The organism is Paracrocinitomix mangrovi, assembly GCF_019740355.2.
Taxonomy (GTDB): domain Bacteria; phylum Bacteroidota; class Bacteroidia; order Flavobacteriales_D; family Crocinitomicaceae; genus Paracrocinitomix; species Paracrocinitomix mangrovi.
The window spans coordinates 3,579,415-3,594,943 of sequence record NZ_CP091819.1; the positions used below are offsets into that span (position 1 = coordinate 3,579,415).

Here is a 15,529-nt window from a genome sequence, read left to right on the forward strand (position 1 = left end):
TAAATTGTTTTAAGTTCTTAAGCCCGTCGAAGCTTAGTTTTTTCTTATTCTATAGGCCTCAGAGGGGTTTAGTTCTCTAAATGTCCAACCTTTAGACGCAAAATGGATGCCAAAGGTTGACCGAAGATATGAAATTTATTTTTTCATACTCCATCAAATTTCATAAATCCTTGCTATTATTGATGTTGTGAAAGGTAAAACGAGCTTAAAGAAAAGATTTTCATCTGATAAAATTGAAGCCGGATGTGATGAGGCAGGACGTGGATGCTTGGCGGGTCCGGTAGTTGCAGCTGCCGTAATTTTACCTGATAATTTCAGTCATAAGTTGTTAAATGATTCAAAGAAGATGACTGATATTCAACGAAATAATCTTTTTCCGATTATAAAAAAACACGCTTTGGCTTTTGGGGTTGGAATAGTTGATAATCAGGAGATTGATCAAATAAATATTCTCAATGCTTCTTTTTTGGCCATGCACCGAGCAATAGATCAATTGTCTACAATCCCTGAGTTGCTATTGATTGATGGTAATAGATTTAATCCCTATAAAAATATTGCACACGAATGCATTATCAAAGGGGATGGAAAATTTAGATCAATTGCTGCTGCCTCAGTTTTAGCAAAAGTAACCAGAGATAGATTGATGGAAGAGGCTGCTGAGAAATATCCTCAATACGATTGGAAAAACAACAAAGGATACCCTACAACAAAGCACAGACAAGCAATTTTTAAGCATGGAGCAACTGATTTACACCGAATGTCTTTCAAGTTGCTGCCTGATGAGCAATTGAAGTTGCCTCTTTAATTTCACATTTGGCTGTGCATATTCTTCTTTTTACATTGGATTTTGAGTCACTCAAGTCAGTACTTTTGGTTAAATGGCTAAGTCTAGACTGGTTTTAAGATGGATAGTGAGCGCAATTCTCCTGGTGGTTTTTGTGTCAATTGCTTATTTGTTATATCACAAGCAACAATTAAAATTAAACTTTCAATCTTTTGAACTTGAAAATGCTGAGGCATCTGTTATTGTACCAGATGTCAATCGGCTAGTGGATAAAATAGAATCCGTAAATGATCTGGGAATTCAAAATTGGCCAAATGATTTGGCATCTGCATTAAATGAAGGGATCACACACAAGGACTTTTCTTATAACAGAGAATTATCTCAAGGTCTCTATCTTTCAATTTCACAAGATGATTTTGTGGTTGTTTTAAATACAACTGCTTCGGTTAATTCAATTTTAGATGTTGTTCAAAATGAATTTGAAGTTAAGGTGACAGAAGATGATGGTAAGGCAACGATTAATGGAGTGGAACTGAATTACGAGCATTTTGGAAATTATCTTGCTTTTTCAAATACATCAATTAGTCCAAAACAACTAGTGAATAAACCTTATTTTGGGAATGCGGATTATGTGGTGTTTGATAAAGAAAATGTAGGAGGAGTAAAGCATATTTTATCCAGAAAATACCACTACAGCATGTGGGAAGAAAAAAAGGGGTACATCAAAGGTAGACCGGTATCTCATCACTCCTTTTTTAGCGAAGTTCCAACTGTTTTTGATTCATTGATATTTTATGGAAGTACCAGGTTTGATGAGGATGTAAATACCTATTTTAATTCTCCGGCAGATCAAAGTTTTGCTTGGTTATCTGAAGGACTCTTAATAATTAAATCCGGTGAAAATGAAATTCTCATTGGTAAACAAGGTGATGCCCGTGACTTAAAATTAATGCTGGAAGAACAAACGTTGGATAGTAAAGAAGACAGTGCAAGCTTGAACTATTTCAACATTGGAAATTTTAAAATTCTACCTTTTGTTTCTGTATTTAATTGGACTGAAGCAATTCCTGAATTGAGGAATGAAATGAAATTTTACACTGAGCACAAAAATTTCAATGTTATGGCTAATTCTATTCCTGCCATGCGTTGGTATTTGGGTCAAATCCAGCTGGGAAATCTTTTAGGTGAAAATGAGCAATTGTTTGGTGTATATGATGATTGTTTACCTGAATTAGCTCATTACATTAACATGACAAAACAAGATAATGGGGGATATAATTGTAGCAGTAATATTTATCAGCTGGATAGTAGCTGCATAGTTTCTTATGTTGCGGCAAATGAGCAAAAGGTACAAATGGAAGGGGTGGAGATAGTACATAATTTTGCCGTAGACATTGTTCCTGATAACATCCAGGTTTTTCAGCAAAACAAAAAGAGCTACGTATTATTGAATAATAGTAATAAGGTGCAATTGTATGCCGTAGATGGTGAGAGAGAATGGGCGCTTCAACTTTCAACGCCATTAATTGAGAAGCCTCAAATTGTAGATTTTGAGAATGATGGTTTCAAAGAATATGTATTCTTCCAGTCTAATCAAATAGATATTGTAAAAAGTGATGGTAAGTCGCTAAATGGATTCCCAATAATGCTGAATGGAAATAGTAAAGCCGGTTTAGCAGTTAATTATGACAACAAATTCAATTGGAGGTTATTGGTGAATGTAGACAATACAGTTAAGGTGTATAGTGAAGAGGGAAAGTTAGTAGAAGGATGGGTGTTTAATGGAATGCAGTCTGGTATAAAAGGAAAGATTTATCATGTAATTACTAAGGGTAAAGATATTATCACCTTTAAAGATGACGGAAATAAACAGCATGTTTTAAATAGGAGAGGAGAATATCGATTTGACAAGGAAGTGAATTTTAAATTGCCAAATGAAACTGATTTTGTTGTGGGTAGTTTGGAATCTGCATTAAGAAAAATGGGATATAAAGATGGTTATATCTATAACTATTATATTTTGGACGGAACAAAGGACTCAGTCATTGTAGATCAGAAGGTTACACCAATAAAAACATACTGGGAATACAATCAGGGAAATCCATTGCTAATTATAGAGGAACCAGGGCGCTTATTGATTGTAAATCAGTTTGGTTATGTGATGAGTGAAGTGCTAAAACCTAATCAAACTAACGATTTCGTTGGATTAGTAGGTGAGAAAGACTTCGGCTTCATGTTCTCTGATAATTCTCAGAATAGTATATATTTGTTAAATAACTACGGAAAAATGATACTACCTAACGCTATTGAGGGATCTTACGTTAGTGTCATAAACGGTAATTTACTTTACACCTTCTCCGGAAGTAGTGTGAAGGCATATAAAATAGCTGAATAACATGAAAAAATCGATTACGAAACTACTACTCGTAATTGCTGCGTTTATAGCAAATCCGGCAATTTCACAAGATTATTTAGGGTTTAGACAGAGTAATTACTCTGGGATCAATGGAGTAGATCTTAACCCGGCAACTTTAGCTGACAGTAGGTTAGTTGCAGATGTGGTATTAGGTGGTGTATCCTTTACAGGGTATAACAACCATTTGTTTTTTAACACTTACCAAATGCCTTATTGGTGGACCCAATCATTTGATAGCAGTGATCCTGCTGTAAATGCTTGGATGAATGATACGTTTGACGACGGAAGAAGTCAATTTGGAATTATTCCTGCTGATTCTGTAAACTACTACAAAGGGTTGAATCAAGGTAACATCTTCACCTTTGCTAATCCTGAAGGTACTCCTAGAACTGCCTTTATGCATTCTACGGTAGAAGTATTAAACTTTATGTTCTCTTTTAATAAGGAACATGAAATGGGGATCGGTGTTCAAATAAGAAACAGAACAATGGTGAATTTAGATCACCTGGCTCCTGAGCTTTTAACCTTGGCTACAAACAGTTTAGAGTATCCTGATTTATGGAACCTAAACTTGAGTAACCAATTGTTAAACCTTTCAATGAACTCTTGGAATGAGTACAATGTAGGTTTCGGTATGAAATTATACGATAGTGGAGAACACTACATTAAAGGTGGTATCAAGCTTAAATTCTTACAAGGAATCACTTCTTTCTACTTGTACACAGATGAGGTAGATTATAACTTTCTAAATGCTGATACGGCCAACACAGTTAAAGGTAACTTTAACTATGGTTATTCTGCCAATATTGATCAACACTTTGATGCAAACAATACGCAGTATACAGGAATTAACAGTTTTACTCAGGATGTACTTTTCAATATGGCCTCTAAACTTGGATTTGGTGGTGATATAGGTATCGTATATGAATGGAGACCTAATTGGAAAGACTACAAATATGACATGGATGGTGAAACTGATTTGTGGAGAAGAGATCAAAATAAATACAAATTGAGATTTGATGTTGCTTTGAATGATTTGGGTGGAATGAGATATCTTAAATCTGATAACTCAAGAAACTTCAACGTTGATGCAACAATTCTAGATTTAGCTGATTTTGAAGACAGTGATGGATTAGAAACATTTAATGCCAACGTAGACACTTTGGTAATGAATGGTGGAGCTGAATATGCAAATGATGACAGAACTTACTACATGAATCTGCCTACTCACGTAAATGTTGGTATGGACTGGAATATTTGGAAAGATTTTTACTTGAGAGCAAACGGGATGATTGGATTCCAAATGAATAAAGATGCTCACAAAGTGAGATATCCAACTTCTGTTTCATTAACTCCAAGATATGACTTTATGTGGGCTGGAATTTCTGCTCCAATGTCATACAGTGGCTTAACAGGATTTAGAGTTGGATTAGGATTAAGAATGGGACCTATCATTGTAGGTGTTGGTGACATGAAATGGTTGTTCGCTCCTACAAAAGACAAAGAAGTAAGAGGTGCTGATGTTTATGCAGCTTTAAAAGTTCCGGTATTATTCACTCATCCTAAAGATTTGGATAATGATAAAGTATCTGATAAACTTGATTTGTGTTTAGAAACTCCTGGTGTTTGGGAATTCATGGGATGTCCTGATACAGATATGGATGGAATCCAGGATTCAGAAGATGCTTGTCCTACTGAAGCTGGTCCTAAAGAATTTAACGGATGTCCAGATAGAGATGGAGATAAAATCATTGACAAAGAAGATCAATGTCCAGATGATGCAGGTTTAGCTGAATTTAACGGATGTCCAGATAGAGATGGTGACAGAATTATTGACAAAAATGACGATTGTCCTGATGTTGCAGGTCTAGAGATTTTCAACGGATGTCCTGATACTGACGGAGACGGATTGAAAGATTCTGATGACTTATGTCCAGAGGTTGCAGGACCTAAAGAAAACCAAGGTTGTCCGGATTCAGATAATGACGGAATCTTTGATTACTTAGATTCTTGTCCTCTTGAAGCAGGACCGGAAGAAAACAGAGGTTGTCCATGGCCTGATACAGATAAAGATGGCTTACTTGATAAAGACGATAAGTGTCCTTACAATGCAGGTCCTCCTGAAAATGATGGTTGTCCTTACACTGATACAGATGGTGATGGTGTAATTGACAAAGAAGACGAATGTGTTAATACTCCTGGTCCAGCTGAGAACAAAGGATGTCCGGTAGTTGACTTAGAAGTATTGAAACGTGCATTTGACAACTTACAGTTTGAAACTGCAAAAGCAATTATCCTACAAAGTTCATATGAGTCACTTGAAGACTTAGCGAGCTACTTGGTAGACAACCCTGACTTTAGATTGAAAATCGCTGGTCACACAGATAGTCAAGGTGCTGCTCAAGCTAACTTGATCTTATCTAAGAAACGTGCTGAAGCAGTAAGAGATTTCTTAGAGTCAAGAGGAGTTGCAAGCGACAGAATGATTGTTCAATTCTACGGAGAAGAGAAACCAATCGATACGAATGATACGCCTGAAGGTAGAGCGAAAAACAGACGTGTTGAGATGGAAGTAATTTTCGAATAGTAGATTACACAAATAAATTAAGTAAACGCTCTTGTCTTTATAGGCAAGAGCGTTTTTTCTGTTACTTATTAAGATCATTTGCCTTATATTTAAAACCTAATCACTTGCAATGAGTAAATATCTACCCTTTCTGTTTTTATTGTTTTTAATTTCTTGTGGATCTGAACCTGAGGTCACTTTAACAGAAGAGGAGATTGATGAGTATGTAGAAGAGTGTTTAGATACTTCCGTTGTCTATGATGTAGTTTATGGTCTAAGGTTTTCGAAAAATGCAGAGAGTTATCAGGTAAACGAATACAGTTTAAATGATACTTCAGTATTATTTACAACGCAAGAAGTAACGGAAACCAGCACCATTCAAATTGATATTTTCTATAAAGATTCATTACCTGTTTTTTACAAGGAGTTAAGATATGATTATCCTAACGGAGTTACAGAAATGACTGAGCGCAAGATTTATTTGGGAAATCAAATAGTTCAAGCTGCTTACGAGAGAAAGGCAGGAGAAGATGAGGATATTAATGATAAGGAGTACACTACTATTTCTATAAGGTATGATCAGTTGGATTTTCAAAGGCCAAAGGATGCCATCTTGCAGAAAGGCGATTATGAAATGAAGTACGGAGAGTTTTTAATCATCAATCCGGATTCATATTTAATACTTGAAAACGATAAAAGTGGCTATGGTATAGCATTGTTTATCCTTCAAGGAGATATGCTCTTAGATGAGCTATATGGTAACCCTGAAAAGTATAGAGGAAAAGCGGTTTTTGCTCATCATGAATTCATGACCATTAATGGAATTGAGCGAATGATCTACCGCGGGGGAATCGTAAAAGAAACTGACTAATCCGGTGAAATAGTTAGGGTAGTAATTCTTTGTACTCCACCAAGTGTTTTGCTATTGATAGTTACTTTGAATACTGCATTACCTTTAGAGGTTAGCTCACCAATAAAATAATCGCTTTGCCCTGAAGATCCTTTATGAATAACTTCAAAACTTGAAACAGGATGATCCGCAAAGAATGTTTTTAGAATTTGTTCAGCTTGCGATTTAGAATACAAGTCAGATTTGCCATCTATTGAAAGGTCAACATTGTCATTAAAACTAGTAGCAATTACTTCTGCTTTACCATTTTTAAATGCAGTAATCATCTTTGCTTCAAATGACTGTTGCTGTTGTATAGTAGTTTCTGCCCGTGCAGCAGGTACTTCATCAATTTTAGTAAATTCATGTTCACTTGGCTGAGCAAAACTCATAAAGCCAAGAAAAATAGCGATCAGGGTAAAGTAATGTTTCATCCGTCCTCTTATCTAATAGTTTGCTTAATTTTATCACTGATATGCAGCAAAAATTGAGCCATAATTAAATTCTGAGCCGTGAAGATAAAAATAATAGCAGTTGGTAAGACGCACAAGTCATTTTTGGTAGATGGAGAAAAGGAGTATGAAGGACGTTTAAAGCACTATATAAAGTTAGAGCAAGTTGTAATTCCTGATATCAAAAATGCCAAGAACAAAACGGAGGAGCAGTTAAAAATTGAGGAGGGTCAGATGATTCTACAACATGTAGAAAAAGGTGGCATTTTGGTGTTATTGGATGAAAAAGGTAAACAGTATAGTTCAGTTGAGTTTTCAAAATGGCTTCAAAATAAGATGAATCAAGGGGTGAGGCATATAACCTTTGTGGTCGGTGGACCGTATGGATTCAGTGATGAGGTATATGAAGCCGCTCAAGAAAAATTGTCCTTATCTAAAATGACATTTTCTCATCAAATGATAAGAATGTTGTTTTTAGAGCAATTGTATAGGGGGTTTTCAATTTTAAAAGGTGAACCTTATCATCACGAATAGTAGGCTAAATGAATGGTGGAGTTTACGATCTAGGGATATTTGACTGGGCACTTTTTTTTGTGTACTTCTTCCTGTTATTCCTATTGGTCGTGGCTTACAAAGGATTTAAGGTTAGTCAAGAAATTTACAAGCGATTTTTCATTTCAGGCTTTTTAATCAAAGTAGTGGGAAGTATGGCCTTTGCCTTGTTATTTATCTACTATTACGGCTTTGGAGATACATTTTTATATCATAAGGGAGCAACAATATTAAGTGAAGCCTTGGCACAGGATCCGGTCACTTATTTCAGATTATTATTTTCTGAACACGGAAATTTACCACCTGATTTGCAGGAATATGCTGCGCGTATTTCATATTCAAGAACCCAGGAAGAATGGTTTATGGTAAAACTTACCTCCATGTTCAATTTTATATCATTTGGTTCTTATGTGATTACCACCCTTTTTATGAGTCTCATTTCTTTTTTTGGAAGTTGGAAACTCTTTCAAGTAATGGCAGACATCTTTCCTGAGAAAAAGAAAGTCTGTTTTTATATTGTGTTTTTATTGCCAAGTGTGTTATTCTGGGGAGGAGGGATTTTGAAAGACACCATTTCAATGGCGGCAATTAATTTGCTGATCTACACTACTTATTTTATGATTTATAAGAGGCAGTATCAGCGAAAACACTTCTTTTATTTATTAGTTGGAATATTCTTTTTGTTAAACTTAAAACTGTATATTTTACTTTCGTTTTTACCTGCAATGGCTTTAGGGATTTACAATAATTTTAAGAATAGGATTAATTCAGAAGTTATTAGTTTTGCCTTGAGACCTTTTTTAGTATTAACAATTGCCGCATCCAGTTATTTTATAACTACCTTCTTGGGGGATGTAAATAAAAAGTATGCAGTAGATAATCTTGAAGAACAAGCAAAAGGGTTTCATACCTGGCATGTAACTACAGCAGGTTCTGCCTACACTCTTGGAGAGATTGAATACACTCCTCTAGGTGTTTTGAAAAAAGTTCCGGCCGCTTTAAATGTTACTTTTTTTCGTCCATATTTATGGGAATCTAGAAATCCAATCATGTTAATAGGGGCTGCAGAAAGTGCTTTTTTACTTTTATTAACCATATATGCATTATGGTTGTGGGGGTTTAAAATTTTCAAAGCAATTTCATCTAACTCTCTTCTGGTAACCCTATTGATTTTTATTCTGATTTTTGGATTTGCAGTAGGATTTACCAGCTACAATTTTGGGGCATTGGCCAGATACAAGATTCCAATAACGAGTCTTATATTTTTTGTAGTTTATTATCTAATTTATCAGAAAAGAACAATTGATCAAGCTAGTCGAGTCTGATAGAATTCTATAGTGTCTTTAACCATTCTGTCTAAACAAAAATGCTGTTTGAGCATTTCATATGCATTTTCAACAAAAGTTGAAGCTTCTTCTTTGTTATTGAAAATTCGCAATACATATTCCTTTAACTCTTCCTTGCTAAAAGCACTTGCCAATAAACCTGTTTGTTCATGTTTAACAAGCTCATTGCAGCCAATTGCATCAAAAGTTACTACAGGAACCTTTGCATTAAAGGCTTCAAATATTACCAAAGGCAATCCTTCTGAATAAGAAGGGAATAAAGCCACATCTGAGGCGGATAAATATTTTTCTACTTCAGACTTGAAACCTAGGAATTGAACATGTTCAGATATTCCAAGTTGATTTGTTTGACCTTCCAGATTTTGTCTCAATTCTCCATCTCCCAATATGATTAACTGTACATCTGGAATGGCTTCAATTATCTCAGGCATTATCTCAAGTGCAAAATGATGCCCTTTTCGCTCAATTAATCTACCAACAATGATGATTTGGTTTTTTGAAAACCTGTAGTTAGATTGGTCAAATGAGGGTATTTCAGGATAGTCAAAACCATGCTGAATGACATCCATACTTCCTTTTGAAATTAATTTTCCTCTTTCATAAAAGTCAACTAAACCATAAGAACAGGCGTAAGATCTATCTAGTTTTTTGTGAGTGTATTTAAACAGTCTATAATACAGATTGATCGGTAGCTTTTCAGCTTGATTACAAAACTTCACATAGGTATCTTCATGATAACCATGCTTAGTTGAAATAACCACGGCTTTTTTATTCAAATACTGTTTTACGATAGCGCCCCAAAAATCTGCATAAATTAAGTGAGTATGAATAATATCGTAATTTTTAGACTTGTAGAGCTTGTTAATGGAACGTGGTATTTTTATTGAACCATAACTTTTTACCTTGAGTTTAAAATAAGGAATGTTGTTCTCTTCCAAAAGCTTAAAAAATTGCTCTGCTCCGGCAATATTCTTTTCTTTATAGACACAATACACAGCACAATCAACTCCTTTTTTTATCAGTGCAGGTAACAAGGCAAGAAAATATTTTTCAGATCCTGCAACACCCTCAATATTTTGAACTGTGAGTACTTTCATTATTTACGATACTTCGCTTTTAGCAATCGGTTTTTTAATTTTGTTGGCAGTAACTTTTTGAAATTAACTACCAAAAAACCTTTTATAATATTACCTATAAAGTAAGGGTGAATTTTAAAACGATTGTTTAATTTTTTATTGATTTTATAAACTTCTGCAGTTGCCTTATGTCGCTTGTCATCTGAAACTCCGCCTGCTTCAATTTTACAAATAACTTTTTGAAGATATTTAAACTTGCGTCCTTCTTTATAATAAGAAAATAGCTGTTCAAAATCAGCACAGTATTTAAGATTTAAATCAAATGGATGATTTGTCAGCAATTGCTTTTTTACCAATACAGCTTGATGGGTGAATGGAAGGCTTTTCCAAATGCTTTCAATGTTTCTGCATTTCATAATTCTTTCAAATCCATCTTCGTAAGCTATGGCACTATCACCGAACAAAACATCAACTTCATAGCTAAAGTCTTCTTCACTTATGCTCTCCTCATTAAAAAATTCGTCACCTGCATTCATGAATATAACCCAATCTCCTTTGGCTTTTAAAATCCCCTTGTTCATGGCGTCATAAATTCCATTATCCGCTTCTGAAACAATTTGAAGAGGGTGATTTTTAAAATTATCCAGATAATTTAGACTTTCATCAGTGGATTTGCCATCAATTATGATATGCTCATAATTTTTAAAGTTTAAAGAGGCTACACTAGGCAGGGTTTTCTTTAATCCTTGCAGATTATTATAAGTAATGGTTATTATTGACAGTGTTGGAGATTGCAAGACTTCTTTAAAGCGGTATATTTGCAAATATACAATAAAGCCAAATGTTCGTATTGCTAGATAAAATTGTTCTTAAATTAATGAGAACGGCGGGAGTAAAATCCAACCTCAAAATTAGACGTGGTCCAATGAAAGGGGTGAAATGGAGTACAATGGTTCCCGATAGCAGATACCTATTGGGTATATACGAATCAGATTTAACGGAGAAGATAATATCAGCAGTGACAGATGGTAAGCGACTTGTAGACATTGGAGCAAATGCCGGTTATTTTTCACTTGTTGCTTCCAAGTATGGTCATAAGGAATTGAGTCATATTGCTGCAGAACCATTCCCTGCTAATGTTCAATTAATCCAGGAACATTTAAAGATTAATAACATAAGTAATGTTGTGATTGAAGCTTCTGCGATAGCAGATAAAAATGGTGAAGTTGAATTTTCTAACACAGATAATTTGGCCGCTAACACTTATAAATCTGAATCATCAATTCATAAAGAAAATCTCATAAAACTGAATGCAATTGACTTGAATACATTGAGTGAAAAGTATGATTTGAAAGACAATTGTTTTATGAAAATTGATGTGGAGGGTGCAGAATTTGATGTTCTCCAGGGAGGGAAAGCATATCTAGAGAAATTTCATCCAGAGATTGTTTTGGCTACTCATGATTGTCATGTTAAAGGTGTAAAGGAGAAATGTCTAAATTTTTTAATGGATTTAGGTTACTCATGCCAACCAATAATTGATGAAAAACCGATACCAGGGCAAGAAGACTTTTTGTGTTCCTTTGCTAATTAAATTCTTTTCGCAGATAAATTAATATTGAAGGTTTTATCTGGCTGCACATTATCTTTTAAAAGCTTAGTGCTATAATTAACGTTTTCCATATACACTGCGCACATGGTATTTGAGATGTGATACAAGTTTTTATGTTTATCCTTAGGAATGCCATCTAAAATCCCATGAAGTACAGATGCTCTTACATTTTCAGTATTAAAAGAGTAGTCATGCCATACTATGATAGAGTTTTCATCTTTTCTCAGATCAAAAGTTTTGGAAGTGTCATTTTTTACTCCTTCATAAGTATGATCGCCATCTATAAATATTAGATCAAATTTCTTTTCAAATTTGCTAAAATCAAAAGTGTGCGAGTTTTGATAAAATGATGTCAGATTCTTAATCTCTTTTGAAAATAGACCATGAGCCTTAATGTTTCCCTCATTAAAATTCATAGCTTTCATTTCTTCTTTAGACAAGGTTAAAGAAGTACAATGTTTGGCTACGCTTGCTACATTGAATAAGCTTTCACCCCTAAAGCTACCTATTTCTAAATACTCACAGTTTTCAAACTTTTTAGCTAATGATTTTAAAAGTATGATATCTGTAATTAAAGATGTACCCGGTAAAAACGAGTAATTGACAATTTCTTCTTCCATATTAGGGATAAGATCCAAAATATCAATTGTTGGTAAGCGTCTGATCCCATGCTGAGTTGAATTTTGAGCGTCATGTCTTTTTTCATGCTGGGCAATAATTCCTGATTTAATTACTGTAAGTGGCTTTGACAATAAAAGTTTAATTGCTCCTATTTTAGACATGTTTATTGTATTAAGTTAGCTTTAATCCAGTCAAGATCCTTATTCCACCATGGATCATTAAGGATTTCTTTGATCTTACTCTCTTCAAATTTATATTTTTTATGTTTAGCCGGAACACCAGCGACAATACTATATGGTTCAACATCATTAATTACCACCGCTCCAGCCGCAATTACCGCTCCATCACCAATTGTAACGCCATCCAAAACAATTGCTCCTGCGCCAATCCAAACGTCATTGCCAATATTTATCTCCTCAAATTCACTGAATTTACTCTCTTTTAAAAGTGAAAAACCAATCTGAGGTCTACTTGAATAAAATAAAGGATGACTAGAGATAAATTCACCTGTTGGATGCTTGCCCAGACCAATTTGAGTGTATGGACCAATGGCGCAAAACTTTCCAATTTTGGTATTTCTTATTAATGTGCCCTCACTAATGTAAGTATAGCACAGTACCTCACTATTGAATATAGACACTCTATTTCCCAAAGCCACATTTTTACCAAAAGTTGCCTTGCGAAGTTCATTATTGCTTCCTATTAAAAGCTTCTTAGATCTTAGCTTATGTTTTATCGCGAACCAATAATTTATCAGAGTTTTGAGGCCTGGTAAATTTGCTAAACTGTTTCTCATTTTGTGCGAGCTTTTCCTCAAATATTTTTAAATACTGAGGAGTTAGATGTTCAAATGTGTAGTTCTCAAGGGTTCTTTTTTGACCTGCTTTGGCTATTTTAAGTCTTTCTTCTTCGTTGGCCAGGTAATAATTGATTTTTTCAACAGCATCTGCTGCAGATGTATAACATATAATTTCTTCTCCGGGGATAAATAATTCTCTAATACTAGGTGAGTCTTCGGTAATTAGTAAGGTGCCAACACCTGTTGCTTCAAAGAGTCTCATATTAACGGCATGTCCGTATGAAATGTCTCCATGAGCGTTAAATGTAATCTTGCTATTTGACATCACATTTAACATGTCTTTTCCCCAGGCTTCTCCTTCATATCTTTTTGTGAAAATCCACAGGTACTTCATTTGTTTAAGTACATTTTTAATTGGATTTTTACTTTTAAAACCATACCCCCAAAGCTTAATTGGTGTTTTTTTAACCAATTCTTTAAGAATTTCTTCACGTTTTCTATGATATCCTCCTATTCCGCCAACAAAGGATACTTCTATATTGTTATCCTTGTCTAAAAAAGGAAGCTTTTTATGATCAAATACAGCATGGGTTAGGGTGCACGATTTACCTATACTTTTAAAGTAATCGTAATGAGGTTCAAACAAAGTGAATATATGGTCAACATGTTTTAATTCCAATGACTCCCTGTCAAAAGGGCACGAAATCCAGGCAAAAATTCTACCTACATGAGGTTTAATGTTTTCCAGAAAATCTGTGTAATATTCAAAATTACTTGTCGTGTAAAAAATATCAGGTTTAAATGATTTAACCTGCAATTCGGGAATTGTAAACTGCCAGTCTTTATCAAAGTCCGCATTATTTTCTTTGGCCCATTGCTCCTGAACTATTCTGATGTTTGGGGTGATAAAGGTTACTTCGTGTCCCTCTTCCCTCATTAAATCAACAAAAGGAGCAAAAAAATTGGTGGATTCAAACAAAACCAAATCCAACATTTTCTCATAATTGGTGAGTGATTTGCTCAAGATCTTTTGCTCAATATCGGCAACATGATTGTCATTATATTGAACAAAAAATACAATTTTCATGTGGGCTCTTAAGTTGATAACGGTTAATTAAGGATCATTAACTATTTAGAAAAAGGGTAATGCAAGATACAAAGAATATGGATAAATGTCCAAACTACTGGAATTTAATCAGCATGATTCATAGTAGTGACCAAAAGAATTGACTTATTTCCTTATAGGATACTTTTCGTATAATTGATTTTCACCTTTAAGTAAATTTTCAAAGGTTTTAAGATAGTAAGGCGCTATCTTTTTGAAGGTATAATTATTTAGGGTCTTTTGCTGTCCTGATTTTGCAATTTTCTCTCGCTCTTCATTATGTGTCAGGTAATACCTGATTTTATCTAAAGCGTCTTGATGATTTTCATAGCAAACTAAATCTTTTCCCGGTTCAAAAAAATCTTCAATACCAGGAAATTTTTCTGTAATTAAAAGAGTACCTACGCCTGTTGCTTCAAACAATCTCATATTAACTGCATGCCCGGTAGCATTATCGCCATGTGCATTTACTGTGATTTTTGATTCGTTAATTATTTTAAGCATGTCTTTTCCCCATGCTTCACCTTGAAAACGCTTAATAAATACCCATCTGTTTTTCAATTGTTTAAGCAAGTTTTTAATTGGATTTTTACTTTTAAATCCATACCCCCATAAAAGAATAGGTGTCGATTTGATTAACTTTTTTAACAAGGCTTCTCTTTTTTTATGAAAGCCACCAACACCTCCTACAAATGAGATGTCTATTTTTTTGTTATAAGTCAATTCATCTAATACTCTATCGTCAAATACGGCATGAACTAAAGTACAAGGAATGTCTTGAGAATTAAAATATTCGTAGTGAGGTTTAAATAAGGTAAAAACATGATCTATATGATCCATTATGAGCGTGTTTTTATCAAATCTGCAAGAAATCCATGCGCATATTTTCTTAACATTTGGTTTTACCTCTTTCAAGAAATCACCATAAAATTCAAAATTGCTTGAGACATACAATATATCTGCTTTGAATTTTTCTATTTGTTTCACAGCTATTTCTTGCGTCCAATTATTTCCAAATTCACAATTGTTCTGTTTTGCCCAAGATCTTTGTATCTCTTCCAAATTTGTAATTATCAGGTCTGTTTCATGTCCTTCAGACTCCATAAACTCTATAAACGGAGCAAAGAAGTTGGTAGACTCGTCAATTACACACTGCAATATATCTTCATAGGTAGTCAAATGCTGTTCGCTTATTTTACCCTTTATTTCAGCATTTTGGCTATCATTATATTTTATGAAGAATTGAATTTTCATTTTCTTCCTGTAAGTTTTAATCTACTTTAAAAATTCAACCTTGATGAACTTAAATGT

The 15,529-nt window shown here is 34.3% G+C and carries 13 protein-coding genes and 3 pseudogenes; 9 read left to right on the forward strand and 7 right to left on the reverse strand.

What is annotated here, in order from left to right:
- The first annotated feature begins 187 nt into the window (after positions 1-187).
- The 6 genes and pseudogenes from K6119_RS15970 to K6119_RS15985 all read left to right on the forward strand — a co-directional run bounded on the left by K6119_RS15970 (position 188) and on the right by K6119_RS15985 (position 6,637).
- Complete coding sequence (locus K6119_RS15970; RefSeq protein ID WP_237828041.1) at positions 188-805, forward strand: ribonuclease HII; 618 nt, start codon at positions 188-190, stop codon at positions 803-805.
- Between the two features lie 73 nt (positions 806-878).
- Positions 879-3,179: a hypothetical protein gene (locus tag K6119_RS15975; RefSeq protein ID WP_221833275.1), complete on the forward strand. Its 2,301-nt coding sequence runs from the start codon at positions 879-881 to the stop codon at positions 3,177-3,179.
- A 418-nt stretch (positions 3,180-3,597) separates the two neighbouring features.
- Positions 3,598-4,638: pseudogene (locus K6119_RS19500) on the forward strand (DUF5723 family protein); the annotation flags it as partial.
- A gap of 201 nt (positions 4,639-4,839) precedes the next feature.
- A pseudogene (locus tag K6119_RS19525) lies at positions 4,840-5,340 on the forward strand (thrombospondin type 3 repeat-containing protein); the annotation flags it as partial.
- 144 nt (positions 5,341-5,484) lie between these two features.
- A pseudogene (locus K6119_RS19530) lies at positions 5,485-5,787 on the forward strand (OmpA family protein); the annotation flags it as partial.
- 109 nt (positions 5,788-5,896) lie between these two features.
- Positions 5,897-6,637 carry a hypothetical protein gene (locus K6119_RS15985; protein ID WP_221833279.1) on the forward strand — a complete coding sequence of 247 codons (741 nt, stop codon included), beginning with the start codon at positions 5,897-5,899 and terminating at the stop codon, positions 6,635-6,637.
- On the opposite strand, the gene K6119_RS15990 is transcribed toward K6119_RS15985, so the two are convergent.
- Positions 6,634-7,089: a DUF4783 domain-containing protein gene (locus K6119_RS15990; protein ID WP_221833280.1), complete on the reverse strand. Its 456-nt coding sequence runs from the start codon at positions 7,087-7,089 to the stop codon at positions 6,634-6,636. The two genes, K6119_RS15985 and K6119_RS15990, sit on opposite strands and share 4 nt — an antisense overlap.
- 78 nt (positions 7,090-7,167) lie before the next feature.
- On the opposite strand from K6119_RS15990, the gene rlmH reads away from it, so the two are divergent.
- Both rlmH and K6119_RS16000 read left to right on the forward strand, forming a co-directional pair.
- On the forward strand, positions 7,168-7,641 hold the full coding sequence (gene rlmH / locus K6119_RS15995; protein WP_221833281.1) for a 23S rRNA (pseudouridine(1915)-N(3))-methyltransferase RlmH: 474 nt from the start codon (positions 7,168-7,170) through the stop codon (positions 7,639-7,641).
- 8 nt (positions 7,642-7,649) lie between these two features.
- A complete protein-coding gene (locus tag K6119_RS16000) occupies positions 7,650-8,984 on the forward strand; it encodes a hypothetical protein (RefSeq protein ID WP_221833282.1) in 1,335 nt (444 codons plus the stop codon).
- Here K6119_RS16000 and K6119_RS16005 read toward each other — a convergent pair.
- Complete coding sequence (locus K6119_RS16005) at positions 8,966-10,102, reverse strand: glycosyltransferase family 4 protein (RefSeq protein WP_221833283.1); 1,137 nt, start codon at positions 10,100-10,102, stop codon at positions 8,966-8,968. The genes K6119_RS16000 and K6119_RS16005 overlap by 19 nt on opposite strands.
- Positions 10,102-10,878 (reverse strand): glycosyltransferase family 2 protein, encoded by a 777-nt coding sequence (locus K6119_RS16010; protein ID WP_221833284.1) that lies wholly within the window; start codon positions 10,876-10,878, stop codon positions 10,102-10,104. The genes K6119_RS16005 and K6119_RS16010 overlap by 1 nt, the downstream gene beginning before the upstream one ends.
- 80 nt (positions 10,879-10,958) lie before the next feature.
- Between K6119_RS16010 and K6119_RS16015 the strand changes: the two genes are divergently transcribed.
- Positions 10,959-11,675 (forward strand): FkbM family methyltransferase, encoded by a 717-nt coding sequence (locus tag K6119_RS16015; protein WP_221833285.1) that lies wholly within the window; start codon positions 10,959-10,961, stop codon positions 11,673-11,675.
- Here K6119_RS16015 and K6119_RS16020 read toward each other — a convergent pair.
- The 4 genes from K6119_RS16020 to K6119_RS16035 form a co-directional block, all read right to left on the reverse strand.
- Positions 11,672-12,475, reverse strand: a complete 804-nt coding sequence (locus tag K6119_RS16020) for a class I SAM-dependent methyltransferase (protein WP_221833286.1) — start codon at positions 12,473-12,475, stop codon at positions 11,672-11,674. The two genes, K6119_RS16015 and K6119_RS16020, sit on opposite strands and share 4 nt — an antisense overlap.
- Positions 12,476-12,477: 2 nt before the next feature.
- The gene (locus K6119_RS19450) at positions 12,478-12,966 is read right to left on the reverse strand and encodes a CatB-related O-acetyltransferase (protein ID WP_272492201.1); all 489 of its coding nucleotides are present in this window, start codon (positions 12,964-12,966) and stop codon (positions 12,478-12,480) included.
- Between the two features lie 73 nt (positions 12,967-13,039).
- A complete protein-coding gene (locus tag K6119_RS16030; protein WP_221833289.1) occupies positions 13,040-14,200 on the reverse strand; it encodes a CgeB family protein in 1,161 nt (386 codons plus the stop codon).
- Positions 14,201-14,344: 144 nt separating this feature from the next.
- Positions 14,345-15,472 carry a CgeB family protein gene (locus K6119_RS16035; RefSeq protein WP_221833291.1) on the reverse strand — a complete coding sequence of 376 codons (1,128 nt, stop codon included), beginning with the start codon at positions 15,470-15,472 and terminating at the stop codon, positions 14,345-14,347.
- Between the last annotated feature and the right edge of the window lie 57 nt (positions 15,473-15,529).